15 protein-coding genes are annotated in these 18,195 nt (G+C 42.2%); 1 reads left to right on the top strand and 14 read right to left on the bottom strand.

All coding sequences use genetic code 11. From position 1 onward, the window contains the following. Nucleotides 1-2: 2 nt before the first annotated feature. The 14 genes from BVG16_RS15440 to BVG16_RS15510 form a co-directional block, all read right to left on the bottom strand. Complete coding sequence (locus BVG16_RS15440; RefSeq protein WP_078499553.1) at nucleotides 3-2,228, bottom strand: FAD-dependent oxidoreductase; 2,226 nt, start codon at nucleotides 2,226-2,228, stop codon at nucleotides 3-5. A gap of 111 nt (nucleotides 2,229-2,339) precedes the next feature. Beyond that, a complete protein-coding gene (locus tag BVG16_RS15445) occupies nucleotides 2,340-3,953 on the bottom strand; it encodes a response regulator (protein WP_332888787.1) in 1,614 nt (537 codons plus the stop codon). Beyond that, a complete protein-coding gene (locus tag BVG16_RS15450) occupies nucleotides 3,950-5,689 on the bottom strand; it encodes a sensor histidine kinase (RefSeq protein ID WP_078499555.1) in 1,740 nt (579 codons plus the stop codon). The genes BVG16_RS15445 and BVG16_RS15450 overlap by 4 nt, the downstream gene beginning before the upstream one ends. Before the next feature lie 90 nt (nucleotides 5,690-5,779). Further along, on the bottom strand, nucleotides 5,780-7,366 hold the full coding sequence (locus BVG16_RS15455; RefSeq protein WP_078499556.1) for an extracellular solute-binding protein: 1,587 nt from the start codon (nucleotides 7,364-7,366) through the stop codon (nucleotides 5,780-5,782). Between the two features lie 71 nt (nucleotides 7,367-7,437). After that, on the bottom strand, nucleotides 7,438-8,307 hold the full coding sequence (locus BVG16_RS15460; RefSeq protein WP_078499557.1) for a carbohydrate ABC transporter permease: 870 nt from the start codon (nucleotides 8,305-8,307) through the stop codon (nucleotides 7,438-7,440). A gap of 13 nt (nucleotides 8,308-8,320) precedes the next feature. After that, entirely contained in the window at nucleotides 8,321-9,268 is a 948-nt protein-coding gene (locus tag BVG16_RS15465; RefSeq protein ID WP_078499558.1) for an ABC transporter permease, read from the bottom strand. A 573-nt stretch (nucleotides 9,269-9,841) separates the two neighbouring features. Continuing rightward, the gene (locus tag BVG16_RS15475) at nucleotides 9,842-11,065 is read right to left on the bottom strand and encodes an MFS transporter (protein ID WP_078499560.1); all 1,224 of its coding nucleotides are present in this window, start codon (nucleotides 11,063-11,065) and stop codon (nucleotides 9,842-9,844) included. Between the two features lie 86 nt (nucleotides 11,066-11,151). Further along, nucleotides 11,152-11,472 (bottom strand): thioredoxin, encoded by a 321-nt coding sequence (gene trxA, locus BVG16_RS15480; protein ID WP_078499561.1) that lies wholly within the window; start codon nucleotides 11,470-11,472, stop codon nucleotides 11,152-11,154. 223 nt (nucleotides 11,473-11,695) lie between these two features. Next, on the bottom strand, nucleotides 11,696-12,622 hold the full coding sequence (locus BVG16_RS15485) for an NAD(P)/FAD-dependent oxidoreductase (protein WP_078499562.1): 927 nt from the start codon (nucleotides 12,620-12,622) through the stop codon (nucleotides 11,696-11,698). A gap of 94 nt (nucleotides 12,623-12,716) precedes the next feature. After that, nucleotides 12,717-13,109 carry an Rrf2 family transcriptional regulator gene (locus tag BVG16_RS15490; protein ID WP_078499563.1) on the bottom strand — a complete coding sequence of 131 codons (393 nt, stop codon included), beginning with the start codon at nucleotides 13,107-13,109 and terminating at the stop codon, nucleotides 12,717-12,719. A gap of 230 nt (nucleotides 13,110-13,339) precedes the next feature. Further along, nucleotides 13,340-14,092: a GNAT family N-acetyltransferase gene (locus BVG16_RS15495; RefSeq protein WP_198957476.1), complete on the bottom strand. Its 753-nt coding sequence runs from the start codon at nucleotides 14,090-14,092 to the stop codon at nucleotides 13,340-13,342. 69 nt (nucleotides 14,093-14,161) lie between these two features. Continuing rightward, nucleotides 14,162-15,244 carry a M28 family peptidase gene (locus tag BVG16_RS15500; RefSeq protein WP_233147049.1) on the bottom strand — a complete coding sequence of 361 codons (1,083 nt, stop codon included), beginning with the start codon at nucleotides 15,242-15,244 and terminating at the stop codon, nucleotides 14,162-14,164. Between the two features lie 5 nt (nucleotides 15,245-15,249). Beyond that, nucleotides 15,250-15,528: a hypothetical protein gene (locus BVG16_RS15505; RefSeq protein WP_078499565.1), complete on the bottom strand. Its 279-nt coding sequence runs from the start codon at nucleotides 15,526-15,528 to the stop codon at nucleotides 15,250-15,252. Between the two features lie 338 nt (nucleotides 15,529-15,866). Next, complete coding sequence (locus BVG16_RS15510) at nucleotides 15,867-16,838, bottom strand: LacI family DNA-binding transcriptional regulator (protein WP_158081705.1); 972 nt, start codon at nucleotides 16,836-16,838, stop codon at nucleotides 15,867-15,869. Between the two features lie 155 nt (nucleotides 16,839-16,993). On the opposite strand from BVG16_RS15510, the gene BVG16_RS15515 reads away from it, so the two are divergent. After that, nucleotides 16,994-18,184 (top strand): MFS transporter, encoded by a 1,191-nt coding sequence (locus BVG16_RS15515; protein ID WP_078499567.1) that lies wholly within the window; start codon nucleotides 16,994-16,996, stop codon nucleotides 18,182-18,184. The last annotated feature ends 11 nt before the right edge of the window (nucleotides 18,185-18,195 follow it).

The following is an 18,195-nucleotide window of genomic DNA, read 5'->3' on the forward strand; positions in this document are numbered from 1 at the left end:
CTTCACCTGACCTCACTTATCGTTTTAGGAGCAAACCATTTTACAGCAAACACTTCAAAATAAGGAGAACCATAAGTTGCGGAGAAATCAAACCGGATTCGGGTTACATCTTTCGCATCCACCTTATGTTTATTCAACGTAAGATAATTCCCACGGATTTTAATTTCACGCTCGGTTCCGTCTTCTAAGGTTAAGGTCACATCATAATCTTGGATAAGTGGCTCGATCGGATCGTCGAAATGCTCCAAATCCAACTGTGAATTGAAAACAAGATGGATTTCGTCTACATTTTTGGGGCTTGCAAAACAGAATTCCAACCATTCCTGTCCTTCCGTACGTTCAGAAATCCAGCCGTTCGGCAGACCATACGGTCTGGAGAAGCCGTTGACGACATTCTCGGGATTATACATATTTTGGGGTGGTAACAGATCCTTGAAGCAAATGCTCTTATTGAATTTCTTCAGCCTGGACGGCTCTTCCGGCCTATATTGGAAGCTGACCGCTCCTGTCATCTTCTCTTCATTGCCGTATACAGCAAGGCTCGCCGTACCTTCCAATACGATGTAGATTTTGTCGTCAGCCGGCTTCTTGCAGCCCAAGTCTAGCGTAATCCAGTCGTCATGACCGGCTGCAATAACCAAGCGGTAGTCTTTCATCTCACTGGTGGGAATGTAGTTTTCCTTCCGCTCCCCGCCAAGCAGCTTCACATGCAGCGTCTCCGAATGCTCAGACATATTTTTAATTTTGATCCGTACGCTTTCAGCCACGGATGTCTGAATCGGCAAGACCAAACATAACGCTTTCTCCAAGGAAATCTCTTCAGTTGGCTGAAGATTCTCATAGCTGCGCTGAGACGAAGCACGAATAGTCAATCCGTCAGCGAAGTAAGGATCCAATTCCTCTTGAAGCCCTACAATCGTTTGCCCGTCTCGAAGCAGCAGCGCCTGCAGCTCCCCCATATGAGCTTCCACTATGGCCGCGGGGTCTACCTCATATTTCAAGCATAACGAAGCAGCCGTTCCAACCGCCTGCCCCATACAACCGCAGGTTGCCATGACCCTGGTAGATCCGAAAGCCACATGGGTAGCACTAATGTTGCGACCAGCGAACATGAGATTAGGAATATTACGTGAATATAAACTGCGGAAAGGGATATTGTACAATCCAGGCACGAAATTCCATGCTGTAGCCGGCCCCTCATCGTAGATGCCCTTATTCGCATGTAAATCCATATACCATCCTCCGACGGATACAGCATCTTCGAAATGCGGCTTTGCTGTAAGATCGCTCTGAGACAACATGTGATCCCCAATAAACCGCCTCGACTCCCGCTTTCCCGGAATCGGACATACATAATCTAAGATGAGATTGTCTACATGATCAAATTCGCCGCTATTTTTGATATAATCCCAAATCCCGTACACCAATTTCCGCAGTTCCAATGCGATGTCTTCATTATTCTTGATAATATCCAGATGTCCGCCGTATTCCAGCCACCACAATCCGCCAAGTCCGTTAATTTTCCTTGGAAAAGACCGATGGTTTAAGCCTTTTCTGATGCTATCGAAAAAGGCCAACTTCGTAATATCATAAGCAAAGCCAGGCCTTTTGTAAGGAACGGAATACTCTACATCACGGGCTTGAAACAGGATCGTATCGCCCATGGTGTAATGGTCCGCGACTTCAGGGGCCAGCGCCTCCTTGTATTCATGCCTCGCTTCTCTCCCCCATCGGAAGTGAGCACCTGCTTGATATCCGACAACGCCATCTCCCGAGCAATCGATGTAGGTTCGGCTTTCAAAACGAAATTTTCTTTCGGAAGCCAATTGAAGGCCCTCCACCCATTTAATTCTGCCGTTCTCCATGCCCGTTTCATGCACGCATGTATTCAGAAATAGAGAAATGTTAGGCTCATCATAAACCATATCCAACAAGACCGTATCCGAAAGCGAAAGCATAAGCTTCTTGTTGTATAACGGATTATAGTGAAAAATCTTCAACTTGAGTTCTTCCACCAACCCGCCCTCGCGTGCATAATAGGATGGACTGTTTCCGAGATATGCCGATCCGTTGATATGAACCCTGACCTCGCTGCTCGCATTTCCTCCAAGAACCGGTCGATCATTAATAAGTGAAACCTGCAGCCCTTGGCGTGCGGCAGCAATGGCAGCGCATATCCCAGCAATACCTCCGCCTACGACGGTTACATCTGCTTTCATAAGCTCCATTTTGATAACCTCCATGATTAGATCCTTCTATCATGGTAATCCTTTTGATCCCTATTTTTTTACATGATTTCGCGAAAAAATCATACATTTTTTGCAACCTTATTTGGATTCTTACCGTGTCATTTTTATCCGATATTGCTTAGGCGTATCACCCGTATATTCTTTAAATAATTTACACAAATAACCTTCATTGACGATGCCCACTTCCTCGCACAATTCCAATAAAGAGTAATCCTGAACATGTAACAGCTCGAGAGCCAATTGAATTTTTTTACGGTTAATGTAGCTGATCACGCCTTCGTTCATTGTTTTTTTGAATAAGCTGCTAAAATACGATGGTGCTAAATTCACTTCCTCGGCAATCGCCTCGAGCGTTAATCGCTGTTTGAGGTTTTTCTCTATAAACTGCATGGCAAGCATGATTTCTGCACGATGTACAAGTTGGCCAGCGTGTACATATTCGAATGTGAAGTCAACAATATAGGCAAGCTGCTCCCGAAAAGCCATAAATTCGATCGGAAACTCTGCTACTTCCGTCGTCAACTTGTTCCCCGATTTAAACTTCAGCGTAATGTCTCTGTACAAGTCTCGAAGCATGGGTGCCATGATGGACTTTTGGATTTTATGGTTCGTAACAAATTGGTTCAAATCAGCAAATTCTTTCTCTATCTCTTCTTTGGAAACATTCCTTTTCACCCAAGCAAGAAAATCAGCCAGTTTCTGCTGAAAGTCCTCTTTTCTGTCATTATGGTATTGGAACCGATGCACGGGTGTTTTGACTACTTTCTCGGTATGATAATAGAAATCCTCACTCACATTTTTAGCTTCCGTGTACGCTTGTTTAATAGATTCCCAGCCTCGGTGTGGACCTCCAAAAGCGACGGATACCCTTTGATTCAAATATTGATGCAAATGAGAGATGATCTGCCCCCCCAATGACTGGCATGCATATTCCGTTTCCATATCACTGCGATTATTTTCCCAGGAAAGAAAGCCAATAAAACGATTATCGGATAGCTCCGCAGCTACACCTATGCCACCATTCATTACCGTTTCTTCGATGATATTCGTTATCGCATATTTCAAGATGTTTTGATCAGCCGCTGCGTACTCGTTACGGAAACTTTCATACAGATTCATTTCAACAATAAAGCAGCAATAGTTGGCTTGAAAGAAATGGAACTGCATGCGATTGGCAAAATCCGATGCCCGATGAGAAGGAATTTCGCCTCTGATCAGCTCGTTAAAAAATTGCTTGCGGACTCTATATTTATTTTCAAGCACGGATACGTTTAACGATTGAAATTCCGCTTCTTTTTTCTTAACCTCATTTAAAATCCCGGCTGCCTTATCTAAAGCTCGATTCAAATCCGCTTCCCTGAGCGGAACCTTAACAATGTACTCCAAAACGTTGGCTTGAATAGCTCTCTGCGCGTATTCAAAGGATGAATAGGCAGTCAATAGAATGTATTGGGTATGGGGAAGCTCTGGCTTTAGCTGCTCAATCATGGAAATTCCATCCATCCGCGGCATAACGATATCAGATATCACGATATCCGGCTTAAGCTTTACGATCTCCTCGATCCCATTCAGCCCGTTATTCGCTTTTCCCACTAAAAGAAATCGCCTATCCCTAAGGGAGAGCTCGTTAAAAAACAATTCCAATCTCTGAATGATTAGATCTTCATCATCCACAATGAAGCAGGTGTAGTTTCTCACCATCATGCATCTCCTTTATACAAGCCTGCTGGGAATAAAGCGCGAACTCGGGTTATTTCCTTAGGTATGCTTATGATTTGAAGCCCGAACTGTTCTCCGTAATGAAGTCTAATTCGACCATGAATATTTTTTAACCCGATTCTTTTCCTTTTCGCTTCCACATCACTCGGTTCTGATTCTAAAATATGCTTTATTTTATTCGCTGGAATTCCCTCGCCTTGATCAACGACTTCTATGATGACGATGCCGCCCTCTCTATACGCATGAATCGTAATAGGGCCTTCGATCCCCCCTCCGTTATAACCATGGAAGATACTATTCTCCACAAGGGGCTGCAGCAACATTCGAAAAACCGGAAAATCTAGTAACCCTGCTTCGATATGTTCAATCAATTGGAAGTTTCGGTTATAGCGGATGTTCTGGATCTCGATATAGTCCGATACATTTCGCAATTCCTGATGTAGTGTAACCTTCTCCGAAGCGTCTTCAATCCCGTATTCCAATAATGAAATGAGAGACCCGATCACCACATCTACTTTCTCTATTTGTCCGAGGCGTATAACATTGCTGATCGAACCAAGCGTGTTATATAGAAAATGAGGATTTATTTGAGACTGCAGCACTTGGATTTCCAGCTTCCGCTCAAGTTCATTATGAAGCTCCACTCGCCGAATCAGTTCCACAATTTGCTGCAGCATACGATCGAAGGCTCGGGAAAGATCACCAAACTCATCGTTTCGGTTAATCGTTATAGTCGTTGTGAGGATGCCTTGCTCCACCCGCTTCATTTTTGTTTTGAGCGCATAGAGTGGGGTCCTTATATATTTGGCAATAAAAAAAGAAATGAACAAGCTTAAGAGAAGACCTGCAGCTAGAAGCTCGAAATAATAGGTTTCCAATCGGGACAAAGCAGCTTTCAAGCGTGATTCATCGTTGATCGAGATGATGGTCCAGTTGAATTTCTCCATCGGTTTTTTCAGAAGGGTGACCGGAATGCCATCCTTGGTATGCAGTTGAAAGCTTGTTTCTGTCGTATCCAGAATTTGTTCCGCTGACGTTTCCCCGATTGAAAACGTATGATCTTGATTATTCAGTGGTCCTTTATTTTCAGAAAATCCGGCAATGATTTTACCCGATGCGGTGATCAGAGCCAGATTCATTTGTTCTTGTTTATTAATCTTGAACAAGGTTTCTTCCATGGCATTTAGATCCAAATCTACCGCAATGGCCATAGGAAATGGAGCGCCGTTCAGATATCGAACCATCGTAACGGTCCAGCCGGAATACTTAGATTTGTAAGGATTACTGACAAAGGTAGTCCGTCTATTCTTGTCAGCCGCTTCAAACAAAGGTTCTCTTTCCGATAAAGGTTCATCGAATATTCGAGTTGGTGTACTTCCACCTAAAATGGATAAATCGTTTTTGATCAAATAAATATTACTGACATAATTACTGTTGAGTTCATAGAGCTCTCTTAATTGCTTTTTAATCACTTCCGGATTGTCGATGTTGGCTTTTAACGATGTCTCGACCGAAAACAGGATCGTCTGGAAGGAGGAAAAATTAACCGTGAAATACTGATCAACCTTGTCAAGTATTTGGTTGGTGTAAAAAATATCATTGGCTCTTATTTCCTTTTGGACATAGCGATAAGACAATTGGCTGATCAAGACGATGCAGCTTAACACAAACGCAAACACGATAAAAAATAATTTTAAAGGCAAGCTGATTCTTCTTCGCATCCATCATCTTCCTTTTAATTCCGTATTAAACTAAGAATAGCATATGACAATAAAGAGAGGGGCTATGAATAGCCACTCTCTTCTTTTATTTTACTTGATGATACCGGCTTCTTTAAATTGCTTGATGGCTGTTTCCTTATATTTCTGCATGTCAAACTTGGTATCCAACGTTTGGAGGAAATTGTCCCAGTTGGAAAGAGGTTCTTTGCCCGTCATAAATTTGACTAAGCTTTCATTAATGAAACGTGTGCGGTCAGCTGCCAAGGTATCGCTGGGGTCTGCGGTCAATAAATTTCCGGGCAACGTTGGCCCCACATATTGCTGATTATTCGTGAAAGCTTCTGTTGTCTTAGGATTCTGGAAGCTGAAGTACTCCGCATCATCACCACGGCGCGGCATTCTATAATGATCGACCCATAGGTACTTTTCTTTCATTTCCTTCGATAATTCGGAGGTTTTATTTTTGATCTTGCCGTCTACCACATCCCAATGAATCCCTTTAATTCCGTATGCAAAATTCGGATAGGCTTCTTTGTCCGTAAAGAGATAATTCAGCATGGACAAGATCCGAATGATTTTGTCCTTATCCGCTTTCGCGGATATGGCCCATGAATTGCCTTGGAACGATTTTCTCTCTACAATTTGATCACCGTAAGGACCTTTCATTGGAGGAATGACGATCCATTCCGGCACCTCTCCACTGATTTCTTTCATTTTCTGCTGATAATCCGGTTCCAGCCTACGGGCATCTCTTATCATGAAGCCAACTTTACCCTTAAATAACTTTTGGTCCAACAAATCAGGCGTATTCATCGTCACCCAGTCGGGGTCTACCACATTGGCTTCCATCATTTTATGAATGTAAGCAAGTGCCTCTTTCATTTTGGGATCGATAAATAGGAAGATCGGTTGATTATCTTTCACTTCAATGGCCGAGGGAGGATTGACGCCAAACATCCACATCAAGCTATCGAATCCATAGGTTTGCAGATTGCCTTCTTTATTCATACCGCCGATGAATCCGTACGTATCGTTCTTGCCATTACCGTCTGGGTCTTTCTCTGTAAAGGCTTTCATAACTTCAAAGAGTTCATCAGGTGTCGTTGGCACTTCCATATTCAGCTTTTTCAGCCAATCATTGCGGATGAAGAAGCTTCGACTCATACCGTTTACATTATCATAACCTGGAACTCCAATCGTTTTTCCTTGATAGGACATCGCCTCCCAGGAGTCACTACTAAAACGCTTCTGCAATTCAGGAAATTGATCCAGATATGGTGTCAAATCCGCAAGGACGCCTTGGTCATAATATTGCGCGAGATCAGCCCGACTCTTCAAGAAGATCAAATCTGGAATATCCCCGCCTGCAATGAGCGTATTCAGTTTGGTTGTTGCTTGCCCAGCTTGAGGAATCATCATATCCAAGTCGATGTCCAATGCTTTTTCCAACATTTGGCGTTGAATATCTTCTTCACGTGGAGGTATCGGAGCGGCAGCATTGAAAGTACCTTGGTTAAACATCGTGATTTTCATTTTGTTCGTAGACTTACTAGCCTCGGATTGAGGACTGTTCGAAGCTGTCGGTTTAACTTCTTCTTGGTCCCCACATCCTGACAATAGCGTTCCCAGCCCAACGATAGTAGCCAGAACAAGTAATGAAATCTTATTACGTTGCATATTGACCTCTCCTTTAGCTTGTATATATATTATCACGGTGTCCCCGTAACAACCTAGATAAGAATTGCCTTTTAACCTTTAATCGAGCCCAAGAGCACACCCTTCGTAAAATGCTTCTGCATGAAGGGATAAACGATCAAAATCGGAACCGTCGTCACAACGACAGCGGCCATTTGCACAGCGAACTTGCTAACCGCCCCGGAATTGGCAATCGAATCCGCGCTTTGTGTTGCGACGTTAAGCAGAATGTTGCGCAAGACAACTTGAAGCGGCATTAAGCTCGAATCATTTAAGTAAACAATCGCATCGAAATAACTGTTCCAATGGCCCACGGCATAAAATAAGGAAATGGTGGCAAGAACGGGCAAGGAAAGGGGTAAAATGATCCTCCATAGCGACTGAAGTTCACTTGCGCCGTCTACCCTAGACGATTCCTCGATTTCAGCAGGCAATTGCTCGAAAAAGCCTTTAATGATCACCAGATTAAATGCACTAATCAGATGCGGAATAATCAATACCCAAGGACTATTTAGAAGTCCCATCGAGCGGACTAACAAATAAGTCGGAATTAACCCCCCACTGAACATCATGGTAAACACAATGAATATTAGAAACGGACTGCGTCCCGGCAAATATTTTTTGGATAACGGGTATGCCGCGATTACTGTAAAAAGCACATTTAACGCAGTGCCAACAATCGTTCGAAACAACGTAATTTTATACGCCTGCCCTATACCATGAGAAATGAATACTTCTTTATAGGCTACAAAGGTGAAGGATTCTGGTATAATTACAATCCCTCTTCTTAACACTTCTGATTCTGGTGTTACCGAAACAGCGACCACATATAAAAAGGGAAGCAAGCAAAGCAGTGATAGTAGAATAAGAATAGTATAAACGGCTGCTTGCCATACCTTTTCCCCGATCGTCAGCTTAATCATATCCCATACCACCTCACCAAATTTGCCCATCGAATTTTTTGGCGAGCTTATTCGCAGCCAACACTAAAATAAATCCGATAACAGCTTTAAACAACCCCACAGCAGTAGCCAAGCCAATCTTAAGACGCTCCAGCCCTTCACGGTATACCCATGTGTCGATAATATCGATCTTCTCTTGGTTAAAACTGTTGGCAAACATGAAGATTTGGTCAAAACCAGCGTCCAGGATGTGGCTCAATTTAAGAATCAGCATCAGAATAATGACTCCTCGAATGCCTGGTAATGTGACATGCCATAGCTGTCTCCATTTAGAAGCGCCATCAATTCGAGCCGCTTCATATAAGCTTGGATCAATACCTGCTAATGCGGCGAGGTACAGTATCGCTCCCCATCCAATGTCCTTCCATATTTCAGATGAGATGACCAGCAGTCTTCCCCAAGCAGGTTCCGTTAGGAAGGAGATGGGTTGAACACCATTTTCCTTCAAAATCATATTAATAAGGCCATCTCCTGGGGCTAATAATGCCACCATCAGTCCATAAACAATGACCCATGACAGAAAATGGGGCAAATACGTGATCGTTTGTACGATTTTCTTAAACCATTGGGTATAAACTTCATTGAGAAGCAAAGCTAGTACGATGGGAGCGGAGAAACCGAACAATAACTTATACAGCGATATAACAATCGTATTTCTCATGATGTCCCAGAAATAAACGCCGTTAATAAAATCTGTAAAATTTTTCAACCCCACCCATGGGCTATCCCATAGTCCCAACGCTAGGTTATAGTTTTTAAAAGCAATGATGATTCCCGCCATAGGAATGTATTTGAATACGGCAAAGTAAACTAATGCCGGGAACAAAAGAGCATACATGACTTTATACTTTTGTATCGTTCTTATCCATGACTTCCGCTTTTTGGAGCGGGGAATGGCGTCCGCTGCCAATTTCGCTTGCATATCCTCACCTCGTCTCTATTTATATTTGTATAATAGCATCCCCCTATTGGATAAATTTCTGTAATTTCAAGAATTTCTTATAAGATATTAAGTAAGTACAACCTTGGATAATTCCAATACAATAGGCATGAAAAAAACGGACAGAGTGATCGTCACCGTTTCTAGGCGATATCACTTGTCCGACAATTATTTTCATATTCAACTATCGTTTCCCGCTTATTCAATAGTAAAAGAAATCCGAACACCGTCGAATACATAACCACATATCAAGTGGCGTAAGAGGACAAGGGCTACCCGCCTTTCCTATTCGATTATTATGCCGCTCTTTTTTTGTTAACTAAAGTTCTTATTATCAATATTATAAATAGTGTGAGATAAGCATACCCCGTTTTTACATATAGTGAAGTAATTTCATACGAAGTCGTAGGTTTATCAAAAAATATAAAGTAACCCAAATATAAAACATACACAATTGCACATACCGTAATGATATCAACGATACGTTTTATGATTTTTATTGGCATACACTCACCTCCGCCAAATAATTGAACCTTTTTCCTAGGGTAATAAGTATTATTGTGGTGTTATAGATTTCTTTGTAGCTTTACTAAGTTCATCAACCACTGGTGATACACGATTAACAAAAAATGTAGCCAGGAATCCCAGCAGTAAGCAGCATGCCAAGATTGAGAAAGTGAGGATATAATTACTCGTTCGGAGCAGCTGAATGACTAGGATTGGTCCAATGGTAGCACCTAAATTCACTACAACCGTATAAATAGAAATCGCCGCACCTCTTGAGGCTCCCCCTAGTTCACCTACCAGTGAAACCAATGAAGGGATGGCGATTGCTATGCCGGATACAAATACGACGCTCATGACAATAATAAACACCATATTTGCACCAAATCCTAAGAGGATCAATCCGATAGCAGATAGGATTATGGCGCTTCTAAGTATCGGAATCACACTATATCGCTTAATCAGACCGCTAGAAAAAAGAGACATTAGCATCCCTAAGATCCCTACGGAACGCACATATAAAATCTGTTGATTCGTGAACCCGAAAAGAGAACTGCTTAAAAATTGCCCCAATGCAGTGTACATGCCCACAAAGGAAAGCAGCATGACTAATGCGATTACATAAGCAAACCATAGTGATCTTTGTGCAAGTGTCTTTCTCATTTGATTAAATGCATTCGCAATACTAGTGCCGTTCGGCGGGAGGTTTGGTATAAAGAATAACATCAGTAGTGTTAATAAAAAATAAATCGCCGCCAAAATGATGAACACATACTGCCAACCTAGATGAGAACTGACGTAGCTACTGTACACTTGCCCAATAATTCCAGCCATCAGAAAACTTGAACTCATGCAGCTAACTGCAAATACTCTTTTATTTTGCGGGAACAATTCCATCACATAGGGAAGCACTACGGGAGAGAATGTAGCTGCAGTCAAGCCTTGTATTCCTCTGAAAAGAATAACTGTGTACAAACTACTTTGAAACCCTAGAAAGATAGTAACAATCGTTAACGCAGCTAATCCCCAAAGCATGATTTTTTTTCGGCCAAAACGATCTGATAAGGGTCCAAACAATAAGCATCCAAAAGCAAAACAAAACGTAAACATGCTGCTTATCCATACAGTTTCCCCTTCTGAAACCGAAAATTCCTTTGAAAGTACGGGGATTAAAGGGATTGTAACATAGAAGCTTGACATAATTACCAATCCCGCAAAAAACAATATCAATATAATGAAAGCATTAGGTTGTGCTGTTTTATCTAACTTCTTCATTTTTTATCTCCTCTTAAAATTTAACTACTCAACTTAACGAAAGCCGCCGATTGTGCCGGCGGCTTTCGTTGGGAGTTTTAAGTTGTTTAATTATTTTTATCTGATATCAACCGCTTTAATTTATCAATGTGAACAGCCCCAATCATTTTTTCGATCGGTTCACCATTTTTAAAAAGAATCGTAGTTGGAAGGCTCATAATTCCATAATGAGCGGCAGTATTTGGATGTTCGTCTACATTGACTTTTAGCACCCTCACTACTTTGCTATACTCCTGATCGAACCTCTCGAGTATAGGTGCAAAAGAGCGGCAAGGACCGCACCAAGGCGCCCAAAAATTAACTAATGTAAAGCCTTCATTTTTCAAATCACTTTTAAAGGTTGTATCCGTAGAGTGACAAATCGTCATGTGTATCTTCCTCCATTTCATAATTTTTCACACATTTAAATAACAGCTTACTGTTCTGGATCCGAATACGGAGAGCCGCATCATTTTCAAACTTTCTACTACCAATGATGAATCGAACGGGATATCATCACCTCCTTAAAAACACGTTTGAAATCGAAAGGCTTTGGTACGTACATCCCCAATCCAACATTATGGAGATATTAAAGATATTTTATATCCGTAATTAGCCCGTCGAGGCACTCCGACGAACTGTAAAATCTTCTTCCGTCAAATCCATATTTACGCTCATAGCGGTTCGGCTGCCGTCCGCTGCAGCAAAAACCACTTGGGAAGGAGCCACGTACGAAGCATCTCCGGCGATATATAAACCAGGTATTGCGGACCTCCCCTTTCCGTCCGTTTTAATCCCGCCCGACGCCGTCATTTCACAGTCTAATCGTTCTGCGAACGGAAAGCTTTGCACAAATTTAGGAGTCACGAAGCCGCCAGTCCTCGGAATTTGAGCTCCGTCTGCAAAGCGAACATGTTCAAGCCGACCATTTTGGCCAATGAAAGCTGAAATAGGTTGCTCCATTACCACAATATCCATTGATTGAAGCTGCTTTTTGTGCTCATCTGACAGAGACGCCTTGCCGTTCGTACAGACAACCAAATTTTTGCTCCAATTGAGGAGCAGTTTGGCCTTATGAAATAGGTTTGGATATTCGGAAACAACAACAAGCGGTTGATCTTGAAGCTCCCAGCCATCGCAATATGGGCAATTGAACAAGCTTTTCCCGTAAAGCGGATAAAAGCCTTCAATATCTGGATATATCTCCTTTACGCCCGTTGCCAAAATTAGTTTTCGCGCTTGAAGGCGAAGGCCAGCAGAATCAACTAACTCAAATCCGAATTGGGTAGTATCAACGGAAACAACTTCGTTTTGAAGATGATCGACTGAAGGATAACTTTTAACCTCCTCAAGAGCAATTCTGCGGAATTCGGTCGGTGTTACGCCGTCTCTCGTAATAAAGCCGTGAGACGCATGTGTAACGGCATTTCTGGGTCGATTGTTGTCAATGATAGCCAAGCTTCTCCTTGCCCTTCCAAGGATGAGGGCTGCATTCAACCCGGCCGGTCCTCCACCAATAATGGCGCATTCGTAAATCATGACGCTCAACTCCTTAATATAGACTTTATAGACATATTATATCTATTATTGGACGAAAAATTTTTAATGTGTTGCAAATGGCTCAACCTTAAACCTACGTTTTCTTTTGGACCATATCTGTCAACTTCGTGTTTTTAAGATGGCTTTCCATTTTCTCTTCCGCTTCCTTCATTACAGCTTGAATCAAGCATTCTTCGCCGTGGACAAAATTACATTCAAACAAGGAGGCATTACCCTCAATAGCCTGGATAATATCCAAAAATGTAATATCATCTTTTTTGCGAGATAAGCGATATCCCCCATTGACTCCGGAAACAGATTCGATCATCCCTGCTTTTACGAGCCTCGTTAAAATTTTGGAAAGATAGGTTGGTGAAACACCTTGTATTTCTGCTAACTGCTGAACACCTATCGGCTTTACCGGAGAATTGTCAATGAGCGCGAGCATAGTGTGCAAAGCATAGTTTGTTGCTTTTGTAAATTTCACGGTATCACCTCAATAAAAGACTTATTGTATCTATAATATCCTCGATATCGCTAATGTGTCAAGGAAAATGCCAAGCAGATGTGATATAAGTCATTAAGAAAGTGACAAGTGCTTCTGACGGCTGCACGGATTAGAATGGTTCTAATTGTTCGATCATGAAGCCAAGAGCTGAAATTACAGCCGGATTGCCGTGATGTTTCCATCATAATTGCTTATTTTTAGTCGTGTTCTCAGTCTATGGAGTCGGGTGAAATCACATCCCATTTTCCAAACAATGTAAAACCCGCCGTTTTAGCCAGCAATGTAGATGCATGGTTATCGAGCTGACATCGGTACTGGGGTTCGTATCCCTGTTCATAGGCAAACTTGCAAATGGAACGCACCACTTTGCGGGCATGACCTTTTCCTCGAAATGGCGCCAGCGTCAATACGCCGAGATCCGCAATTTGCGTATCGTCCTCCCAAGGATACATGCTGGCGGCACAGACTAGGCGGTTTTTCTCAAAAGAGCCGAACACGGCCCAGTGATCCAATTCCACAGAAGCATCATCCAAGTCTTGTTCCGAAGCGGAGGACTCGAACTCGGAGAAAACCGCATCATCTTGCTCTGTTAACTGGTGCAAGTCACCTTCCAGATTTTCCTGCAGCAATACGTTCTTATCGGCCTCTGAGAAATAAAAAAGATAATCTGCGCCATGCAGCATGACTCCCGCTTCTTTTATTTTTCGGCGAAAGATCTCCTCAGACAGGTCTTGTCGTGGATAAAGGCCTACCTTATCGGCCATCGCAGGCGTCAGAACCGCCATAATTCGGCCGTCGGTGGTTTCCAGCACCATGACCCGACTGTCTTCATCCAGGTCTGGGTTGATTGCGACAGTAAGGACTTCATCGCTGTAGAGGACGTCTCCGTTCAAAAATTGTTCCCGCCAATAGTCAGTTATCGTTTGTGAAAATATAAGCATATTTTTTATTTTACTTTCCATGTAAGTTCACTCCCTTATTCTAAGTTATTGTAGCAGAGTATAACTCTGCGGCATCGACGAGGTAAGCCACTACGCGTTTGCCGATTTATATTGAATTGCAGCAACTATTGGCATAATTAATAATGCGACTAAGATACCTAGTATAGGTGCAAATTTTAATGTTTGAGCGGTATACATAACATAGATAAAAGGTGCCACTAAAATCGTTGTTACAATAGTCCAGCTAGCTATTACTATATAACGATAATTAGAAAGCATAACGCGTGGTTTTAATTGCGCTAATGTTATCCAAATCATTTGTATGCAAATAATAAAATGAATAGCTCTAATATGTTTACTAATCCAACGACTAATAAAAGCACTCAAAACTATCGTAATAAGCATAATAAGGATGAAAGCTACATAATCATAGTTGCCTAAAACGATTAAACCCTCATCGTCAATAACACCATCAAATACTATAGCTAAAATGTTTACTAAACCATAAAGTATTGCAGCAACTCCTATAAAGCTTGCCAGCATACTACCAAATGTTAGAGATGATGTTTTAACATTAAATACCTTTTTACGGATAAGTATAATTGTCGCAATGATCGTTAAACCAATTAGCAATGTCATTAACGGTAAAACCACTTCGTCTGAATATACAACTAAGACATTTTTCATTAGAGGGAAGTAAATGGCATCCCCTTGATTTTTCTCTAACGCTTCAAACTCTATTGTTGAAAGTTTAGCATATTTTTCAGCTAATGGTATGGCGTAAGCACCAAAGTGACGAATCGTATCTCTATCACTATTTTCATATGTATCTATATTCGCGTGATATGTTTCAACACCACCCATATTAGCAATATTATAGCCTAGCTTAGGTATGTGCTTTAATTCTGAAAAATCTGTAGCTACCGGAAGAGATACCGTATGACTAAATTCTTTTACCAATTGTGCATTATGATTTGTTGTTTCAAATAAAATGGGCACTCCTGTATTACCACGCGCCTCAAAGTTAATGATCATACGTGTCTTGTCAAAAATATCTTTGCGTTCTGTTAATGCTGTTGCCCCTAGCACACCTTCTTCTTCACCATCAGTAAAAACAAAATACAATGTATTTTCAGTGGGAGGAAGCTGACTCATCATACGAGCAGTTTCCATTAAAGTTACAACTCCATAACCATCGTCACCTGCGCCTGATGTTTCAGGTGTGGAATCATTAAATATTTCACGATATAGTCTTTAACTTTTTTATTAGCTTCTGAACCTACTGGATGTGGTACTTTGGCAATTATTTCTAAATGCTGCATTGCACGTTCTACCGAAAACTTCTCGTCATTAACATGGCTGCTCTCATAGGGGTTTGAAAATTGAGTAGAACTTACGGCTATTGTTATTAGCATCAAAATACTTGTAAATAATATTATTTTCCATTGTTTACGCATATAGTCTTCACTCCTTTCAAATGAACCGAATTGTCGGAAACTCAAAATGGGCTGCCTATTGGTCCTCTCCTTTTCACAAATCTAAGAACAGTTGGTACAAATTAAAAAACTAACCGAACGGTCAATAATATTTTATTCAAAACTAACCAGTCGGTCAATGATATTAAGTGTAAGTACACGTTACAATCACCCTGATGCGTCAAATGCCGAATATAACTTGTCCACGAGACCCCCCTCCTCCTTTGTGATATTCATGGAGTTCGAACAACCACAAAGAAGCCATTCCCTCAAGGGTATGGCTTCTTTGTGGTGTAGGTAGGAGTGAACTTCGCGCTCATTCAGGACAACGCACTCGCTTCTGTTCGAGCTCTGAAGTTGAGTTGATGTCGAATCTGAATTCGGGCATATTCATCGCTTAGTAATAGCGAGACGGCTTGCTCGCCAATTGCAGTCTGATGATAATCCACACTTGGGAAACCTAATATTTCACTTAATGGTGTATTCTCCTCGCCAATAATCTCGAAATCTTGTGGGTAACTGTACCCGTGCGTCTGGGCGGAAGCTATGATTCCTGCAGCGACTTCATCGCCATTCGTAAAAATCGCATCCGGGACGATCGAATTTCGAAACATGATGCCGCCAACCCTTTTCCCATCTTGAAAGTCGAAGCACTGGTCGAAAAACTGACTTTCATACGCTTCGGTGATGATTTCTTGATACGCCTGAATACGTAATCTAGTGCTAGGACTTGATTGCGAATCTCTTCCAGATGTGAAATGAATCCGCTTATAGCCTTTGTTCTTCAAATAAGTGAAGACTTCGATATACGCTGCAAATCGATCTGGGAATACAGACGGAACAAGTTCGATGGGGCAAGCATCGCAACATACGATTTTTCCCCACTCGGCCAAGGCTTTAATCTGCTCAGGATGAAGTGTATGCGAAGTGAGTAATAATCCATCGATCATTTTCTTTTTCAATAACGTTAGATAGCTACTCTCTATGACGTTCTCATAATACGAAGGCAACAAAAGAACTTGATAATGCAACTCATGCGCTTTCTTCAGAATGCCGTTAATGAGTTCATCATAACAAGAGTTATTGTTATACGGCACAATGACGCCAATGGTATTTGTCTTTCCTTTGCTTAGCTTCACCGCATTGCCATTTACCGAATAATTCAATTCCTTCATAACCGCCAAAACCTTTTCTTGCTTGTCCTTGGCTACATGAGGATACTCATTGAGAACGCGAGATACGGTTGCAATCGAGACACCTGCCATTCTAGCGACATCTTTGATATTCGCCATAGCTTCCCACTTTTTCACTGCATAATCGGAACCATTGTAACATGCCGATTTCTTTTTTAGAAATATGGTTTTGAATGCTTGACTTGAAAAGCGTTTCATATTTTACAATGAAAAAATCAGCAGGAAGAATCCTATTTCTAGAAGGAGGTTAAGGCATGAGAACCTTTGCGTTCGCTTCGTATTCATTGTATTTTCTAGCTGGACTTGTCATTACAACGATCGGTTCTGTGATGCCGCAATTGCTCGCTCACTATGGGCAATCTTATACGATTGGCGGGCAGATGGTATTCGTAAGTGCAGTCGGATTTATTGCAGGTGTGCCAATTTCGGCATGGCTCATGAACGTGTTGAAGAAGGAAAAATACGTACTCGCGCTCGCTGCGATTGTCATTGCGATTGCGCAGTTCAGTGTATGGTCACTTCCACCGTTCGGCTGGGTTGTGGCATTAAATTTCTTAAACAGTGTCGGTGCAGCAGCAATCGAGTGCGTTGTTGCGACATTAATGATGGAAGTATTCGTGGGCCGTCGAGCTGTGGTGATGAGTTATCTCGAGGTCTCGTTCGGGATCGGTGCGCTCTGTATGCCGCTCATCGCTAGTGTACTGATTGCGAATCAGGTTTGGCAGTATTCCTTCCTCGTGACGGCATGTCTTGGAATCATTATGGCGGTCATATGGTGCTTCATCTCTTTTGCCAAGGAGGGAACGGAAGTCGCGGAATCTTTGGATGCCGGCATTGCACCGCCGCCGATGTTCAAGACGAGGCAGATGAAGCGGTACATTCTCTTCGCATTCGTTTTTTTGATTTTCATGTACAGCGGGATTGAGGGAAGTTTGAATCATTTCATGTCCTCCATCTTCCTGAATCATTTAGAAGTTACCCCTTACTACGCCTCATTGAGTATTGGCTTGTTCTGGACAGCGATGGTGATTGGCAGGGCTGCTACAGGCTGGATTATTCGAAAAGTAAATTATGCGAGTTATTTGCGCTGGAGTATGTTCGGCACGCTCGTGGTGATCGTCATGTTTGCGTTATGGAGGGATGCTGTCGTCGCCTTTATCCTGGTCATCACGATGGGGTTAACGATGTCTGGTGTGTATTCGATCACGATGGTGTATGCGAATCATACGTTTCCCGGCATGACGCGTCTCGTGACCAGTCTGGTTACAGCTTTTGCCGGGTTCGGAGCCGCGGTCTTCCCTGCACTAATTGGATATTCGATGGACCATTCAGGCACGGTGTCTGCGGTGTGGTATATCGCTGGCTTTGCGGCAACCTATTTGATCATACTGCTGCTAGGTATCGGCAGATTCTACCGTAATCAAACGGCCGTGAACTTAAATTAATAAGGGGAGGA

The organism is Paenibacillus selenitireducens, from assembly GCF_002021565.1.
GTDB classification, from domain to species: domain Bacteria; phylum Bacillota; class Bacilli; order Paenibacillales; family Paenibacillaceae; genus Paenibacillus_K; species Paenibacillus_K selenitireducens.